The 14914-nt window shown below is 69.5% G+C and carries 14 protein-coding genes; 11 read left to right on the top strand and 3 right to left on the bottom strand.

The features are described from left to right. The first annotated feature begins 119 nt into the window (after window positions 1-119). From E1161_RS11425 to nikE, 9 genes are all read left to right on the top strand, one after another. Window positions 120-1748, top strand: a complete 1629-nt coding sequence (locus E1161_RS11425; RefSeq protein ID WP_132622449.1) for an ABC-F family ATP-binding cassette domain-containing protein — start codon at window positions 120-122, stop codon at window positions 1746-1748. A gap of 188 nt (window positions 1749-1936) precedes the next feature. Continuing rightward, window positions 1937-2146, top strand: a complete 210-nt coding sequence (locus E1161_RS11420; RefSeq protein ID WP_093260265.1) for a helix-turn-helix domain-containing protein — start codon at window positions 1937-1939, stop codon at window positions 2144-2146. 49 nt (window positions 2147-2195) lie between these two features. Next, window positions 2196-3008, top strand: a complete 813-nt coding sequence (locus E1161_RS11415; RefSeq protein WP_132622447.1) for an enoyl-CoA hydratase/isomerase family protein — start codon at window positions 2196-2198, stop codon at window positions 3006-3008. Window positions 3009-3132: 124 nt separating this feature from the next. After that, window positions 3133-3759 (top strand): TetR/AcrR family transcriptional regulator, encoded by a 627-nt coding sequence (locus E1161_RS11410; protein WP_132622445.1) that lies wholly within the window; start codon window positions 3133-3135, stop codon window positions 3757-3759. Between the two features lie 125 nt (window positions 3760-3884). Continuing rightward, window positions 3885-4607, top strand: coding sequence for an Imm1 family immunity protein (locus tag E1161_RS11405; protein ID WP_132622443.1), 723 nt, complete (start codon window positions 3885-3887; stop codon window positions 4605-4607). Window positions 4608-4844: 237 nt separating this feature from the next. Beyond that, entirely contained in the window at window positions 4845-6638 is a 1794-nt protein-coding gene (locus E1161_RS11400) for an ABC transporter substrate-binding protein (protein WP_132622441.1), read from the top strand. Window positions 6639-6642: 4 nt separating this feature from the next. Continuing rightward, the gene (locus tag E1161_RS11395) at window positions 6643-7680 is read left to right on the top strand and encodes an ABC transporter permease (protein ID WP_132622439.1); all 1038 of its coding nucleotides are present in this window, start codon (window positions 6643-6645) and stop codon (window positions 7678-7680) included. Then, the gene (locus E1161_RS11390) at window positions 7677-8576 is read left to right on the top strand and encodes an ABC transporter permease (protein ID WP_132622437.1); all 900 of its coding nucleotides are present in this window, start codon (window positions 7677-7679) and stop codon (window positions 8574-8576) included. Before E1161_RS11395 ends, E1161_RS11390 begins: the two co-directional genes overlap by 4 nt. Then, window positions 8573-10153, top strand: a complete 1581-nt coding sequence (nikE, locus tag E1161_RS11385) for a nickel ABC transporter ATP-binding protein NikE (protein WP_132622435.1) — start codon at window positions 8573-8575, stop codon at window positions 10151-10153. The genes E1161_RS11390 and nikE overlap by 4 nt, the downstream gene beginning before the upstream one ends. 71 nt (window positions 10154-10224) lie before the next feature. Here the strand turns inward: nikE and E1161_RS11380 are convergent, their stop codons facing one another. Next, a complete protein-coding gene (locus E1161_RS11380; RefSeq protein WP_132622433.1) occupies window positions 10225-10854 on the bottom strand; it encodes a nucleoside/nucleotide kinase family protein in 630 nt (209 codons plus the stop codon). A gap of 36 nt (window positions 10855-10890) precedes the next feature. Then, entirely contained in the window at window positions 10891-11823 is a 933-nt protein-coding gene (locus E1161_RS11375) for a S66 peptidase family protein (protein WP_132622431.1), read from the bottom strand. Between the two features lie 220 nt (window positions 11824-12043). Here E1161_RS11375 and E1161_RS11370 point away from each other — a divergent pair, with 220 nt between their 5' ends. After that, window positions 12044-12610, top strand: coding sequence for a DUF3090 domain-containing protein (locus tag E1161_RS11370; protein WP_132622429.1), 567 nt, complete (start codon window positions 12044-12046; stop codon window positions 12608-12610). Window positions 12611-12615: 5 nt separating this feature from the next. Beyond that, window positions 12616-13416 (top strand): SCO1664 family protein, encoded by an 801-nt coding sequence (locus E1161_RS11365; protein ID WP_132622427.1) that lies wholly within the window; start codon window positions 12616-12618, stop codon window positions 13414-13416. A 194-nt stretch (window positions 13417-13610) separates the two neighbouring features. On the opposite strand, the gene E1161_RS11360 is transcribed toward E1161_RS11365, so the two are convergent. Beyond that, window positions 13611-14876, bottom strand: a complete 1266-nt coding sequence (locus E1161_RS11360; RefSeq protein WP_132622425.1) for a serine hydrolase domain-containing protein — start codon at window positions 14874-14876, stop codon at window positions 13611-13613. Window positions 14877-14914: the final 38 nt, after the last annotated feature.

Raw genomic sequence — 14914 nt, 5'->3', positions numbered from 1 at the left:
TCCTGGCGCGTTCCCGCGCCACTCCGCGCGTCGATTAGCTCCGCGCCTCGCACGCCCACCCGTTCGTCGCTGGTGGGCGCACTCATGCCACGCAGACCACCTATTACCCGGAGTTCTCCTTGATCTCAGCCACTGGCCTGGAACTGCGCGCCGGTTCCCGCATCCTGCTCTCCGACGCGACCCTGCGCGTCCAGCCCGGCGACCGGGTCGGCCTGGTCGGCCGCAACGGAGCGGGTAAGACCACGACGTTGAAGGTCCTCGCCGGTGAGGGCCAGCCGCACGCCGGTGACCTCATCCGACGGGGTGAGATCGGTTACCTGCCACAGGACCCGCGCGAAGGCGATCTGACAGTGACCGCCCAGGACCGGGTGCTCTCGGCGCGCGGCCTCGACAAGCTGCTGCGCGACATGGAGAAGGCGCAGACCGCGATGGCGGAGCTCGTCGACGAGAAGGAGCGCGACAAGGCCATCAACCGGTACGGCCGTCTGGAGGAGCGCTTCGGCGCCCGCGGTGGCTACGCGGCAGAGAGCGAAGCCGGGCGCATCTGCAGCAACCTGGGGCTTCCCGGCAGGGTCCTCAACCAGCCGCTGAGCACGCTCTCCGGTGGTCAGCGCCGCCGCGTCGAGCTCGCGCGCATCCTGTTCGCCGCGTCCGAAGCCGGACCCGGTGGCCGTTCGGCGACGACGCTGCTGCTCGACGAGCCCACGAACCACCTCGACGCCGACTCGATCAACTGGCTGCGCGACTTCCTGAAGAACCACGACGGCGGACTGGTCGTCATCAGCCACGACATCGATCTGCTGTCGGCCGTGGTCAACAAGGTCTGGTTCCTCGACGCCATCCGAGGCGAGGCCGACGTCTACAACATGGATTGGACCCGCTACCAGGACGCCCGCGCCGCCGACGAGAAGCGGCGCCGCAGGGAGCGCGCCAACGCCGAGAAGAAGGCGTCCGCGCTGATGACCCAGGCCGACAAGATGCGGGCCAAGGCCACCAAGGCCGTCGCCGCTCAGAACATGGCCAAGCGCGCCGAGAAGCTGCTGGCCTCCGCCGATGCCGAGCAGGCCCAGGAGAAGGTCGCCAAGATCCGCTTCCCGGATCCGGCCTCGTGCGGCAAGACGCCGCTGACCGCTGACGGCCTGTCCAAGTCCTACGGTTCGCTGGAGATCTTCAGCGGGGTGGACCTGGCCGTGGACCGCGGATCGAAGGTCGTCGTGCTCGGCCTCAACGGTGCGGGCAAGACCACGCTGCTGCGGCTGCTCGGCGGCCAGGAAGAAGCCGACTCCGGCGCCGTCGTCCCAGGTCACGGCTTGCGAATCGGGTACTTCGCGCAGGAGCACGAAACCCTCGACCACGACGCCACGGTCTGGGAGAACGTGCGGTCGGCCGCGCCCGACGCCCCCGAGCAGCAGCTGCGCAACCTGCTGGGAACGTTCCTGTTCCAGGGCGAGCAGTTGAAGCAGCCGGCGGGCACCCTCTCCGGCGGCGAGAAGACCCGGCTCGCGCTGGCGGGGCTTGTCTCCAGCCAGGCCAACGTGCTGCTCCTGGACGAGCCGACGAACAACCTCGACCCCGCCAGCCGTGAGCAGGTGCTCGACGCGCTGCGCAGCTTCAGCGGCGCGGTCGTGCTGGTCACGCACGATCCCGGCGCGGTGGAAGCGCTGGAGCCCGAACGGGTCATCCTGCTGCCGGACGGCACCGAGGACCACTGGTCAGCCGAATACCTGGATCTGGTCCAGTTGGCGTAGCGCTCCGTATACCACGACGGCGGGCTACTACGGATGGATTAGTGCATTCCGGTGATCGCCGCGTGCCCATCTCGACCGATGGCCGATCTTTTTTCCATGATCGCCTGGCGTTCGGGCCTTTCCTGTTCGATCATTGCGCTGACAGGGGTCGCGAGGCCCGACCTGCTCAGAGGGAAGGCGGGGACACCGTGGCTGAGCTGAAGAAGGGCGCGCGCATTACGGGAAGCGCGCGCGACAAGCTGGCCAGTGATCTGAGAAAGAAGTACGAGAAGGGGGCGAGCATCCGCGCACTGGCGGAGTCGACCGGTCGGTCCTACGGCTTCGTGCACCGGGTTCTGAGCGAATCAGGCGTGCAATTGCGTGGTCGTGGGGGCGCGACGCGGTCCAAGAAGAAGTGAACTCGACGGCCGGCCGTTCCCGGTCGTGCCGTCAAGCCTGGAGGTCCGCTTGGCGGAGTCGGTAGTGGACGCCGACCTGTTGGATCGTGGCGGTGTGGGGCTCACGATCCACGGGCGGCGTGCCACCATCACGCTGGACCGCCCGGACAAGCTCAACGCGCAAACCCCGCACACCTGGCAGGCGCTGCGGGAGATCGGCCGGTCGTTGAGCGCGGAGGTCCGGGTCGTCGTGCTGTGCGGAGCCGGCCGTGCCTTCTCGGCCGGACTGGACCGGAGGATGTTCAGCCCCGAAGGGGTGGACGACGCTCCGGGCCTGGCCGCGCTGGCCGAGCGGCCCACCGAGCAGTCCGACGCCGAGATCGCTGGCTACCAGCAGGCGTTCAGCTGGCTGCGGGAACCGGAGCGGGTCACGATCGCTGCCGTGCGGGGTCACGCGATCGGAGCCGGGTTCCAGCTGGCGCTCGCCTGCGACATGCGGGTGCTGGCCACCGACGCGCGGCTGCGGATGGCCGAGACCGGGCTCGGGCTCGTGCCCGACCTCGGCGGAACGCTGCCGCTGGTGCGCGCGGTCGGTTACGCGCGTGCGGTGGAGATCTGCGTGACGGGACGCGAGGTCACAGCGGAAGAGGCACTGCGGATCGGCCTGGCCAACCAGGTCGTCGACCCTGACGGGCTGGACGCCGCGGTCGACGCCCTGGTCGAGTCGGTGTCGGCTCCGCCGGAGGGCGCGGTCCGCGAGACGTTGTCGCTGCTGGCCCTGGCCGACGAGGCCGTCGATCCCGAGCAGCAGCTCGCGGCCGAGCGCGCCGCGCAACTGCGCCGCATCACCGAGCTCGCCCAGCAGCTCGGTGTGGCTCGATGATCACCTGATGCTGATCCCCGGCTCGTAATCGCGCCTCTGCGCTCAACACCCCGCGTGCCCTCGCACCACTCCTGTGGTGTCGGGGATACGATCTTGGCCAATTCGAGCGAGATCTAGGGGATGCATGACGCAGAGAGGAAAACGTCGAGAACTGCTCGCCGACGCCGCCATCGAGGTGCTCGCGCGTGACGGGGGCCGCGGGCTGACCCATCGCGCGATCGACCGCGAGGCGCGGGTCCCGGAGGGCACGACCAAGAACTACTACCCGACGCGCAACGCCCTGTTCGGAGCCATCGCGCACTACCTCGCCGAACAGCACGTCGCCGCGCTCGAAGCGCTCTGCGCCCACATTCCCGAGGACGTCTGCCCGGACGACATCACCGCGCTGTACGCGGCGATGTTGAGCCGGATGTCGGGCAACGCCCGTTCCCAGTTCCTCGCGCTGTTCGAGCTGCACCTGGAAGCCGTCCGCAACCCAGAGGTGCGCGCGGTCCTCGGTGAGCTCAGCCGGGCGAGCGTCGACACCGCCGTCCAGCTGCACGCCGCGGTCGGGCGCCGGATCGGCCGGCGCGGTGCGGGTCTGCTCGACGCGGGCATGCTCGGCGTGGCGTTGTCGACCCTCAGCCTGCCCGGTGAACTCGTCGGCGACCTCGGGCTCGATGACACCGAGGGGCTCACCCGCGCGTTGCTGACCCTCGGCGGCACCCGCGACGAACCGGCGTTGGAAGTGCTGCGTGACTGGGCGGGTTGATCCGTCCGGAGATCAACCGGATGCGCTGCGGGACCGAGGGATGACTCGCGGTAGCCTCACTGTGAACGAGCTGCGCCTGGGGTGCCCTCGCCGGGACCCGTGATCGAAGTGGATGCAGGGAAGGCATGTCGAATTCAGCACAGGACGAGCCCGACCCGCACGCACGGCTGGAACCGCCCGCGGTCGTCTTCGCGCGTCTGACCGATGTACCGGTCGACGCCCTGGACAAGTTGATCGAAGACACCCGCGCCGTCTACGACGACCTCAACAAGGTCCTCGGCCACCCGTACTGGGGTGACCTGGTGTACCACCAGGGTGCGGCGATGAAGGCGTTGACCGAGGCCAAAACCTGCCTGGAAGGTCTGCGGGCCGAGGCCGTCGGTGCCCGCAACACCGAACTCGGCGTCACCGTCACCACCGCCGTCATAGGCGGCGAACGGCACTACGCCCAGAACGAGGACGACAAGGCCGAACTCGTCGACAGGCTGCTGCGCTCGCCGGGTGAGGGCGCCAGCCACATCTACGTCTGGGACCGGCCGCACGCCGATCCCGAAGCGCCCGGCCCGTACGAGCAGATCCGGATCGTCACCGATGCCGAGGACGAGCTCGGGGTCCTCAACTTCACCGAAGAGGACGTCGAGGGCGACATGATCTCCTGGCACACCTGCAACCCGCAGCCGTCGGGGGACGCGCCCGCGCTGCCCTTCGACGCGGGCAGCACGTTGAAGTTCCCGCGCAACGCCGTGTTGTCGTTCCGCGAACTTCGCGCCGCCCTGGACGAATTCACCCGAACCGGAGCCAAGCCGGAATGCGTGCAGTGGCAACCGGCCCGCTGGGGTGACCTCTGAACCGATCGTCCGCGGTCGTCTCGCTCGGCGGTGCGGCAGCGGAATCGACACGGCATGACGTGTTCGAGCCCTCGGGTGTTCCGCTCACGGGGCCGGGAGCCCGATCTGCGGCGTCCGGGTAACGGCATCGGGCCCGAGCGTGACGCGGGTTCGCGACAGCCCGCGGTTGAGCATTGACTAACAGCATGAAGAGGTGGTTCCTTCTTTCCATTCGCGCGAGGATGAAGGGGGCCACACGTGCGTAGACGACTCGTCGCGCTGGGGGCCGCGTTGCTGGTCGGCTCGTTGCTGCCCGCACCGGCGTCAGCACAGGAGAACGGGGACCGCCCGCAGGGCGCCACGCTGCGCGTCGGACTGCAGCAGCAGATCGACTCGCTCAACCCGTTCCTGGGTTACACGTTGGCCGCCACGGACATCTTCCGGGCGATCTACCCGACGCTGACCACCTACAGCACCAACGACTTCGGTGTGGAACCGGAGCTGGCGGAGCGGTGGGAGTCCACACCGGACAAGCTCACCTGGACCTTCCACATCCGGCCCGGGGTCACGTGGTCCGACGGTCAGCCGGTGACCGCGCGGGACGCCGCCTACACCTACAACCGGATGATGACCGATCCGGCCGCGGCCACCGCCAACGGCAACTTCGTGGAGAACTTCGACCAGGTTTCCGCCCCGGACGACTCCACGCTGGTCATCCGCACCAAGACACCGCAGGCCACGATGCTGGCCATCGATGCACCGATCGTGCCCGAACACGTGTGGTCCAAGGTCGCCGATGTGGAGAACTTCGCCAACGACCAGATGCCGGTCGTCGGCAGCGGTCCCTACGTGCTCACCGGTTACCGGCCGGAGCAGGACGTCACGCTCACCGCCAACCCGAACTTCTGGCGGGGCGCTCCGAAGGTCACCGAGGTGCAGTTCACCCAGTTCAAGAACAGCGACGCCGCCGTGCAGGCGCTGCGCAAGGGCGACCTCGACGTGGTCCAGAAGCTCACCCCCGCGCAGTTCGACGCGCTGGCGGGCGAAGCCGACATCAAGCAGGTCAAGGGCCAGGGCCGCCGGTTCTACGAGATGATCCTCAACTCCGGCGCCACCAACAGCGAGAACCAGCCGATCGGCAGCGGGCACCCCGCGCTCGAGGACCTCCGGGTCCGGCAGGCCATCGACCTCGCGATCGACCGGAAGGCCCTCGTCGACCGGGTTCTCGGCGGCTACGGGCAGGTCGGCGGGGGATACCTGCCGCCGATCTTCGGCGACTACCACTGGACACCGCCGCAGCCACGCGGTTTCGACCCGGCCGCCGCGAACCGGAAGCTCGACGAGGCCGGGTACACCCGAGGACCCGACGGCATCCGCCGCACACCGCAGGGCGAACCGCTGAACTTCGACTTCGTGCTGCACGGCGACGAAGCAGCCGACTCGCAGGTCGGCGAGTTCGTCAAGCGCTGGCTCGCCGACCTGGGCATCAACGTCGAGCTGCAGCCCGTGTCGGACAACCAGCTCAACGACCGCACCACCGCCGGTGACTTCGACATGGTCATCAGCGGCTGGTCGGCCAACCCCGACCCGGACTACGTGCTGCGCCTGCAGACCTGCGGCGCCCGCCCGACGCCCGACGGCAACGGCACCCCGGACACGCTGCAGTGCGACCCGGCCTACGACGACCTGTACGGCAAGCAGCTCGCCGAGTTCGACCCGGCCAAGCGGGTCGACCTGGTCAAGCAGCTGCAGTCCCGGTTCTACGACCAGGCGACAGGGTTGGTGCTGTACTACGCCAACTCGCTGGAGGCCTACCGCACCGACCGGTACAACGGCTTCACGATGCAGCCGGCGGCAGAAGGCGTGATCACCGGTCAACAGGGCTACTGGGGCTACTACGGCGCCGAGCCCACCGAAGAGGCGGTCAACGGCTCCGGCGGCACCGACTACACCGCCGTTGCCTGGGGTCTCGGCGGGCTCGTCGTGGTGATCGTGCTGGTGGGAGTGGTGGTCGTCGTGCGGCGCCGCGCCACCGCGGACGACCGGGAGTGACCACGTGTCGGATCTGCTGACCACTGTGGACGACCGAGGACCGGCTGCCGGCAACGGTGGCCGGCTCCTGCGCTACGTCGGCGGCAAGATCGGCGGCGGGCTGGTGAGCCTGCTGCTGGTCGCCGTGCTCGGCTTCTTCCTGTTCCGCGTGATGCCCGGAGACCCGGTGCGCACCATGACCCGCGGCGCTCCGATGACGGTGCAGCAGATCGCGGACCTGCGCGAACGGCTCGGTCTCGACCAGCCGCTGTGGAAGCAGTTCCTGGACTTCCTCGGCAACCTGCTGCGGGGTGACCTCGGCACCTCCTACACCTACAGCCGACCGGTGGGCGAGCTGCTCCTGCAGCGCATCGGCCCGACGGTGCTGCTGGTCGGCACGGCCACGGTGCTGGCCATCGTGCTGGGCCTGTGGATGGGGTCGCGCGCGGCGTGGAAGCACGGCGGCGCGTTCGACAAGACCACCAGCTCGGTGGCGCTGGCGCTGTGGTCGGTACCGACGTTCTGGTTGGGCCTGATCGTGCTGATGGCCTTCGGCGTCGGAATCGGCCCGATACCGGGCTTGTTCCCGGTCGGCGGCATCTCCGACCCCGACACACCACCGGAACTCCTGCCGCAGGTACTCGACGTAGCGCACCACATGGTGCTGCCGGTGCTGACGATGCTCGCGGTCATCTACGCCGAATACCTGATGGTGATGCGCTCCTCGCTGCTGGAGGAGATGGGCGAGGATTACCTGACCACCGCCCGCGCCAAGGGCCTTCGCGAGGACCTGGTCCGCACCAGGCACGCCGTGCCCAACGCGCTGCTGCCCACGGTGACGCTGATCTTCCTGCGCCTGGGGCTGGTGGTCGCCGGTGCCATCACGGTGGAGACGGTGTTCTCCTGGCCCGGCCTGGGGTTGCTGACCTACGAAGCTCTGCGGGTGCCCGACCTGCCGCTGCTGCAGGGCATCTTCATCGTGCTGGCGGGGAGCGTGGTGGTCATGAACGTGCTGGCGGACCTGCTCTACCGGGTCATCGATCCGCGGGTGCGTGAATCATGACCGCCCCCACCGCGTCCCAGGTCGTGCGCGCCCGGCGGAAAGCGGGCCTCGTCGAGGGCTGGCGGGTCTTCCGGGCCGACCGCGCCGGGCTGGTGGGCCTGGTGCTGCTGGCGGCGATCGTGCTGCTGGCACTGCTGGCGCCGCTGCTCACCGACTCCACCGGACTGGACGTCACCCGGGCGACCGGCGCCGCGCTGCAGGCACCCAGCGCCGAATATCCCTTGGGCACCGACGAATCCGGCCGATCCGTGCTGCTGCTGACCTGGTGGGGCGCTCGTGTCTCGCTGGTCGTGGGCTTCTCGGCTGCGATCCTGTCGGTGCTGATCGGTGCGCTGGTCGGGGTGGCCGCAGCGCACTTCGGCGGCTGGACCTCGCGAATCCTGCTGCGGTTCACCGACTTCTTCCTGGTGCTGCCCTCCCTGGTGCTTGCCATCGCGCTGTCCACGGTGCTCGAACGCGGGCTGTGGACGATCGTGCTCGCCATCGGCGTCACCTCCTGGCCGCACACGGCCCGGGTGGTGCGCGCCCAGACCCTGACCATCGAGGCCCGTCCCTACGTCGAACGCTCCCGCGCGCTCGGAGCCGGGCACGGGCACGTGATCTTCAAGCACGCGCTGCCAGCCGTGCTGCCGCTGGTGTTCGCGAACACGACGCTGTCAGTGGCCAGCTCGATCATCTCCGAATCCACGCTGTCCTTCCTGGGGCTGGGCGATCCCAGCCGGGTTTCCTGGGGCACGATGCTGAAGTCGGCGATGGACACCGGCGCGGTCACCGGCGGCGCCTGGTGGTACCTGCTGCCGCCCGGTCTGGGGATCGTGCTGGTCGTGCTCTGCTTCACGCTGTGCGGCCGGGCGCTGGAAGCGGTGTTCAACCCGAGGCTGCGGAGGCGACTTTGAGTCCGATCCTGCAACTGCGCAACGTGTCGATCACCTACGGTGGTGCCGACGAGCCCGCTGTGGCGGGGGTGAACCTGAGCCTGGACCCGGGCGAAACCCTCGGCCTGGCCGGGGAGTCGGGCTGCGGCAAGACGAGCCTGGCGATGTCGGTGCTGCGGTTGCTGCCGCGCACCGCCAGCGTCGACGGTGAGGTGCTGCTCGACGGCGAGGACGTCCGCGAGATGAGCTTCGGCCGGTTGCGCGCGGTCCGCTGGGCCGGTGCCTCGGTGGTGTTCCAAGGGGCGATGCACGCGCTGAACCCGGTGCGCACCATCGGCGAGCAGATCGCCGAGCCGATCCGGCTTCACGGCGGCAAAGGCGATCTGGGCGAGCGGGTCGCCGAGCTGCTGGCCCAGGTCGAGCTGCCGGCCGACCGCGCGGGCGCCTACCCGCACGAGCTCTCGGGCGGGCAGAAGCAGCGCGTCATGATCGCCATGGCGCTGGCCTGCGCACCCCGGCTGGTCATCGCCGACGAACCCACCACGGCGCTGGACGTCGTGGTGCAGGCGCAGGTGCTGGACCTGCTCAAGCGCCTGGTCGCCGAACGCGGCATCGCGCTGATCATGATCAGCCACGACCTGTCGGTGCTGTCGGCGACGTGCTCCCGGCTGGCGGTGATGTACCGGGGCGAGGTCGTGGAGCACGGGCCCACCGAGCAGGTCATGAGCCAGCCGCAGCACGAGCACAGCAGGGCTTTGGCCGATGCGTTCCCGACGGTGGGCGATCCGAGGTTCCGCCTCACCGAGGGCGGTACCGCTGGTGTGTCGCTGCTGTCCGCCGACGGCGTCGCGGTGACCTTCCGCAGCCGATCCGGTCAGGCCGTGCGAGCGGTGCGCGGGGTGGACCTCGCGGTCGGGACCAACGAGATCGTGGCGCTGGTGGGCCAGTCCGGGTCCGGCAAGACCACGCTGGCTCGCACGCTGCTCGGCTTGCAGCGCCCCACCGGCGGCGCGACCCGGTTCGACGGTGTTCCGCTGCCCGTCGGGGCAGCGGCGTTGCGCGACTACCGCCGCAAGGTCCAGCTGGTCCTGCAGGACCCCACCGGTGCCCTCAACCCGCGGCACACCGTCTACGAGGCGGTGGCCGAGGGGCTGCGGATCCACGGCATCACCGACGACGAGGTCGGCCGGGTGTCCGCCGCTCTGGAAGCCGCGGAACTGCGACCGGCGGACAAGTTCTTCTCCCGCTTCCCGCAGGAGCTCTCGGGCGGTCAGCGCCAGCGCGTCGTCATCGCAGGTGCCCTGGTGCTGGAGCCGCAGGTCCTCATCGCCGACGAGCCGGTCGCCTCGCTGGACGCCACGGTGCGGGGCGAGATCCTCTCGCTGCTGCTTCGGCTGCGCGTGGACAACGGCCTGTCGACGTTGGTCATCACCCACGACCTCGGTCTCGCCTGGAACATCGCCGACCGCGTCGCAGTCATGCACCGGGGCGAGATCGTCGAGCTCGGCACCGTCGAGCAGGTCTTGCTCGATCCGCAGCACGACTACACCAGAACGCTCCTAGCAGCGGTGCCCACCACCACACGACGCGTGGCTTGAGAGTTCCCGTGGTCGTGCTGCTTGGCGGTGCGTGGTGGGTCACGCACTCGGACCAGCGGCTACCGCCGCTCCTAGTCGAAGCTGTCGATGACCGCTGGCCGGTCGGGGTGGTCGACGCGGACCACGAGGTCGGCCAGCGCGGTCGGGTCGACCTCCTCGGCGTAGCGCTCGAACGCGGGCAGCGTCCAGCGCTGGTCCTCCGGTGTGCTGCGGTGCAGCGCGCCGTCGGAGAGCCACAGGTGCACCACGAGGTCGAAGACGAGTCCGACGCCCTGCAGCAGTGGTCCGTCCACGATGGCCACACCCCGCTCCGGCAGCGCCACGCGGTTCAGGCGAGGGGAGCGGTCGGCCTCCGGGTCCCACAGCGCGGGCAGCACCTGCCCGGTGCCGTCCGCGGCCAGCGGTGTGAGGACCTCGCGGGCCAGACCCGTGGTGTCGAACCAGGACAGGTAGTAGGAATCCGGGTCGTGGTGGCCGTGCTCCAGGCGCACCGAGGCCGGACGCAGGTAGTCCGTCGCACGCACCCGGACCGCTTCGCGGCCGCGTTCCCTCAGCGGGGAGACCAGGCGATCGGCGAGATCACCGGTGCCCGCGGCTGGAGCACCGTCGACGGCCACCCGGGCCCACCGTTCCGCGATGGCATCAACGCGCTCCACCACCTCGTCCACCAGGGCTTGTGGGGAGATCGGCCGGGCACGCACATCCCGAAGCTATCAAGCGCGGTGCCGGAACCGTGCTCAGCGCAGCGCCGGCTGGAGGATGGAGAGGCGTTGGGCGTCGGCGTCGAGTTCCGCCGCGACGCCGAGGGGGACCGTGCGCTGGGCTTCGCAGTGGCCGAAGCCCAGCTCCCAGAGGATCGGTACTCCGAGGCCGCCGAGCAGGTTCTCCAGCATCGCGTACACCTTGCCCATCGGGCCGCAGTCGGTCCACGAGCCCAGTGCGATCCCGGTGGCACCCTGGAAGAAACCGGCCCGGACGAGCTGGATCAGGAATCGGTCCAGGCGGTAGGGCTCCTCGGTGACGTCCTCCAGCAGTGCGATGCCGCGTTCCGGAGGCCGCGCCGCCACGCCCGCTCCCAGCGAACCCGCGAGCAGGCTCAGGTTGCCGCCGTAGGTCACGCCCAGCGCACGCCCGGGCACCATGGTGTGCGCGCTGCGACCGGTCAGTATGGTCACGCCCTGCGGCTCGAACAGGGTGCGTCGCAGGTGGCCGCGCGCCTTCTCGTCGTGGGCGAACGCCTTGGTCGCCACCATCGGGGCGAAGATGGTGACCAGCCCGAGCTCGGCGGCGAAGACCTCGTGCAGCGCGGTGACGTCGCTGGAGCCGACCAGGATCTTCGGGCCCGCCTTTGCCAGCTCGGCGAAGTCCATGTGGTCGATCACGCGCAGGCAGCCGTAGCCGCCGCGGGCGCAGAACACCGCTGAGACCTGCGGGTCGCACCACGCCTCCTGCAGGTCGGCTGCCCGGTCGGCGTCTGTGCCCGCCAGGTAGTCCAGTCGGGGGTGGCGGTCCAGGACGTGCTTGCCGACGCGGACGTCGAGCTCCCAGGCGCGCAGCTGGGCGAGCCCTGCCTCCAGCAGCTCTTCGGGCACCGGTCCGGCCGGGGCGACCAGCGCCACCGTGTCGCCCCGCTGCAACCTCGGCGGCCGGGTCAGTTCGCGCATGCTCATCGGCGTGCTCCATCCGATTCCGTTCGAACACCCCTGATCTTGCCGCGAGCGTATCGGCAGTCAGTGCGCCGCGCCGCAGTTCACCTACAGCGAACACGGCGGGAACGTCGTTTCGACGGAACTGTTCGTCGCAGGTCAACGCGTTGTGCGGAAAGGTGATGTACAAAACGGGGGCCAGCCGCGCAGGACGAGCACTCGGTGGCCTAATGTCGGAGGGGTCATGGCTCGTGTCATCCACGTCTTCCGCCAACCCGACCGATTCGTCGCCGGAACGGTCGGGGAACCCGGTGAGCGCACCTTCTACCTGCAGGCGTCCGAGGACGTCCGCACGGTGAGCGTGCAATTGGAAAAGCAACAGGTCTCGGTTCTCGCCGAGCGAATCGGCGCGCTCCTCGACGAGGTGCAGCGCCGGTTCGACGCTGACCTGCCCGGTCACACGCCCGAGGACCTCGTCGACACCGAACCGCTCGCGGTGCCGGTCGACGAGGAGTTCCGCGTCGGCACGATGGGGCTGGGCTGGGACGCCGAGTCCGAGGCCGTCGTCGTCGAGCTGCTCGCGGTCACCGAAGAGGAGATCGACGAGTCCGTGGTGCTCGACGACACCGAGGAGGGGCCCGACGCGCTCCGGGTGTTCCTCAGCCCGGTGCACGCCCGGGCCTTCGCCGAACGCGCCGAACGGGTCCTCAACGCCGGCCGCAAGCCCTGCCCGCTGTGCAGCGAACCGCTCGATCCGGCCGGGCACATCTGCCCCCGACAGAACGGCTACCGCCGCTCGGAAGAGGTCTGAGGCACGTGGCCGTCGAGGAGCCCGCGAACTGCGAGCTGCTGCGGCACGGGCACCTGGAGATCCAAGGCCGCCTCGTGGAGGCGTCCAACGCGACGCTGTTCTGCTCGGTCGAGCTCGACGGCGTCTCCGGTGAGTGCGTCTACAAGCCGGTGCGCGGCGAGCGCCCGCTGTGGGACTTCCCGGACGGCACGCTGGCCGGCCGCGAGGTGTCGGCCTACCTGCTGTCGGAGGCCGCCGGCTGGGACCTGATCCCACCGACGCTGCTGCGCAACGGGCCATTCGGGCCCGGCATGGTCCAGCTGTGGATCGACGAGGTCGCCGACGAGGACGAGCAGCTGGTCGACATCACGCACCCCAGCGAGGTGCGTGAGGGTTGGCGGCAGGTGCTGCGGGCGCAGGACCCCGACGGTGATCCGGTGGTGCTCGCCCACGCCGACCACGAGCAGCTGCGGCAGCTGGCGGTGCTCGACATCGTCATCAACAACGCCGATCGCAAGGGCGGGCACATCCTGCGCGCCCCCGACGGCCGCGTGCTCGGCGTCGACCACGGCATCAGCCTCAACACCGACGACAAGCTGCGCACCGTGCTGTGGGGCTGGATCGGCGAGGCCGTTCCAGGAGCGGAGCTCGAGCGGCTCGGCGAGGTCCGCGCTCTCATGGAGGGGGACCTCGCCGAACGATTGTCCGAGCACCTCACCATCAAGGAAGTTCAGGCGGTCAGCACCCGCATCGACAGGCTGCTCGACGCCGGAGTCTTCCCGGAACCGTCCGGAGACTGGCCCGCGATTCCCTGGCCTGCCTTCTAGCGCTCAGTGGCTGGCTTGCTTGGCGGTGCGGGTGGCGGGACCTCAGACGCCGTCCGACTCCGAAGCAGGGACTCGAGCATGGAACGGGCACACGTCGCTACGGCTGTGTCGCCAGAGGCCCTGAGAACGTGCGGCGGTGCCGGCAGCTCAGGTGGGGCGCGGAGGAACCGGCTTCGCCGGTTTCCTCCCGGGGCTCAGTCCACCAGCGCTTGGTAGACGAGCTGGTGGAGGTAGGGCTTGATCGGGTGGGTGCTGGAAGGCATCAGCTGGGTCAGGAACAGGACCGTGAGGTCTTCGGCGGGGTCGACCCAGAAGGCCGTGCTGGCCAAGCCTCCCCAGGCGAACTCCCCCTTCGAGCTGAGCACCTTGGCCGCGAGCGGGTCGTCGACGACCGAGAACCCCAGGCCGAATCCCTTGCCCGCGTTGGCGACCTCGGAGAACGCGCCCATGGCCAGCGACTCGAGGTCGGCGCCGCCGGGCAGGTGGTTGCGGGTCATGAAGTCGACCGTGCGTGCACCGAGCAGCCGCACGCCGTCCAGCTCCCCGCGACGAAGCAGCATCTGTGTGAATCGGTGGTAGTCCCGGGCGGAGGAGAACAGCCCGCCGCCGCCGGAGGGGGCCTTGGGTGGTTCGAACGCGGTGTCGTACAACTGCTCGTGCTTGGGGTGCAGCCGCGCCTTGCCCTGCGGGTCCGCCGCGTACAGCGAGGCGAGTCGGTCGGCGTCGGAGGCGGCGACCTGGAAGCCGGTGTCGGTCATGCCGAGCGGATCCAGGATGCGGGTTCGGAAGAACTCGTCGAGGGCCTGACCGGAGGCGACCTCCACGACCCGGCCCAGCACGTCCGTGGCCACCGAGTAGTTCCAGCGGGTGCCCGGGTCGAACAGCAGCGGGATCTCGGCCCAGGCGTCGCAGCACGCCGCCAGGTCCAGGTCGGATGCCATGCCGAACTCGAATCCGGCTCGGCGGTGCAGCTCGTCGAGCGGGTGCAGGTGGTTGAACGCGTAGGTGAGCCCGGCGGTGTGGGTGAGCAGGTGCCAGATCCGCATCGGCTCGATGGCCGGCCGGGTCTGCGGATCGCGCGCCGGTCCTCCGGTGTAGACGCTCAGATCGGCGAACGACGGGATGAAGTCGCTGACCGGGTCGGTGAGCTCGAAGGCGCCTTCTTCGTAGAGCATCATGGCCGCGACCGAGGTGATCGGCTTGGTCATCGAGTAGATGCGGAAGAGCGTGTCCGTCTCAACCGGTTTGCCGCTTTCGACGTCCCGCATGCCGTGCGTGGACAGGTGCGCGATCTTGCCCCGGCGCGCGACGAGCGCCAGCCAGCCGGGCAGCTTGCCCGTCGTGACGTACTCCTCGAAGTGCTGATCGATTCGCTGCAACCGGGCCGCGTCGAAGCCGACCTCGCCGGGATCCACCTCGATTTCCAGAACCACCGGGCCTCCTACCGCGTTGTGCGACATGACGTTACCTGGAGTTTTCTACTCCTCCGATCCAGCAT

Source organism: Saccharopolyspora aridisoli (assembly GCF_004348445.1).
GTDB lineage: Bacteria > Actinomycetota > Actinomycetes > Mycobacteriales > Pseudonocardiaceae > Saccharopolyspora > Saccharopolyspora aridisoli.
The sequence above is the reverse complement of the archived record's forward strand: the minus strand, read 5'-3'. Positions and strand labels throughout refer to the sequence as shown.

Bases quoted from the DNA above. Each gene is read 5' to 3' on its own strand.
- E1161_RS11410 (WP_132622445.1), top strand. From the start codon at position 3,133: ATGACGCAGAGAGGAAAACGTCGAGAACTGCTCGCCGACGCCGCCATC.
- E1161_RS11405 (WP_132622443.1), top strand. From the start codon at position 3,885: ATGTCGAATTCAGCACAGGACGAGCCCGACCCGCACGCACGGCTGGAA.
- E1161_RS11390 (WP_132622437.1), top strand. From the start codon at position 7,677: ATGACCGCCCCCACCGCGTCCCAGGTCGTGCGCGCCCGGCGGAAAGCG.
- E1161_RS11375 (WP_132622431.1), bottom strand. From the start codon at position 11,823: ATGAGCATGCGCGAACTGACCCGGCCGCCGAGGTTGCAGCGGGGCGAC.
- E1161_RS11370 (WP_132622429.1), top strand. From the start codon at position 12,044: ATGGCTCGTGTCATCCACGTCTTCCGCCAACCCGACCGATTCGTCGCC.
- E1161_RS11360 (WP_132622425.1), bottom strand. From the start codon at position 14,876: ATGTCGCACAACGCGGTAGGAGGCCCGGTGGTTCTGGAAATCGAGGTG.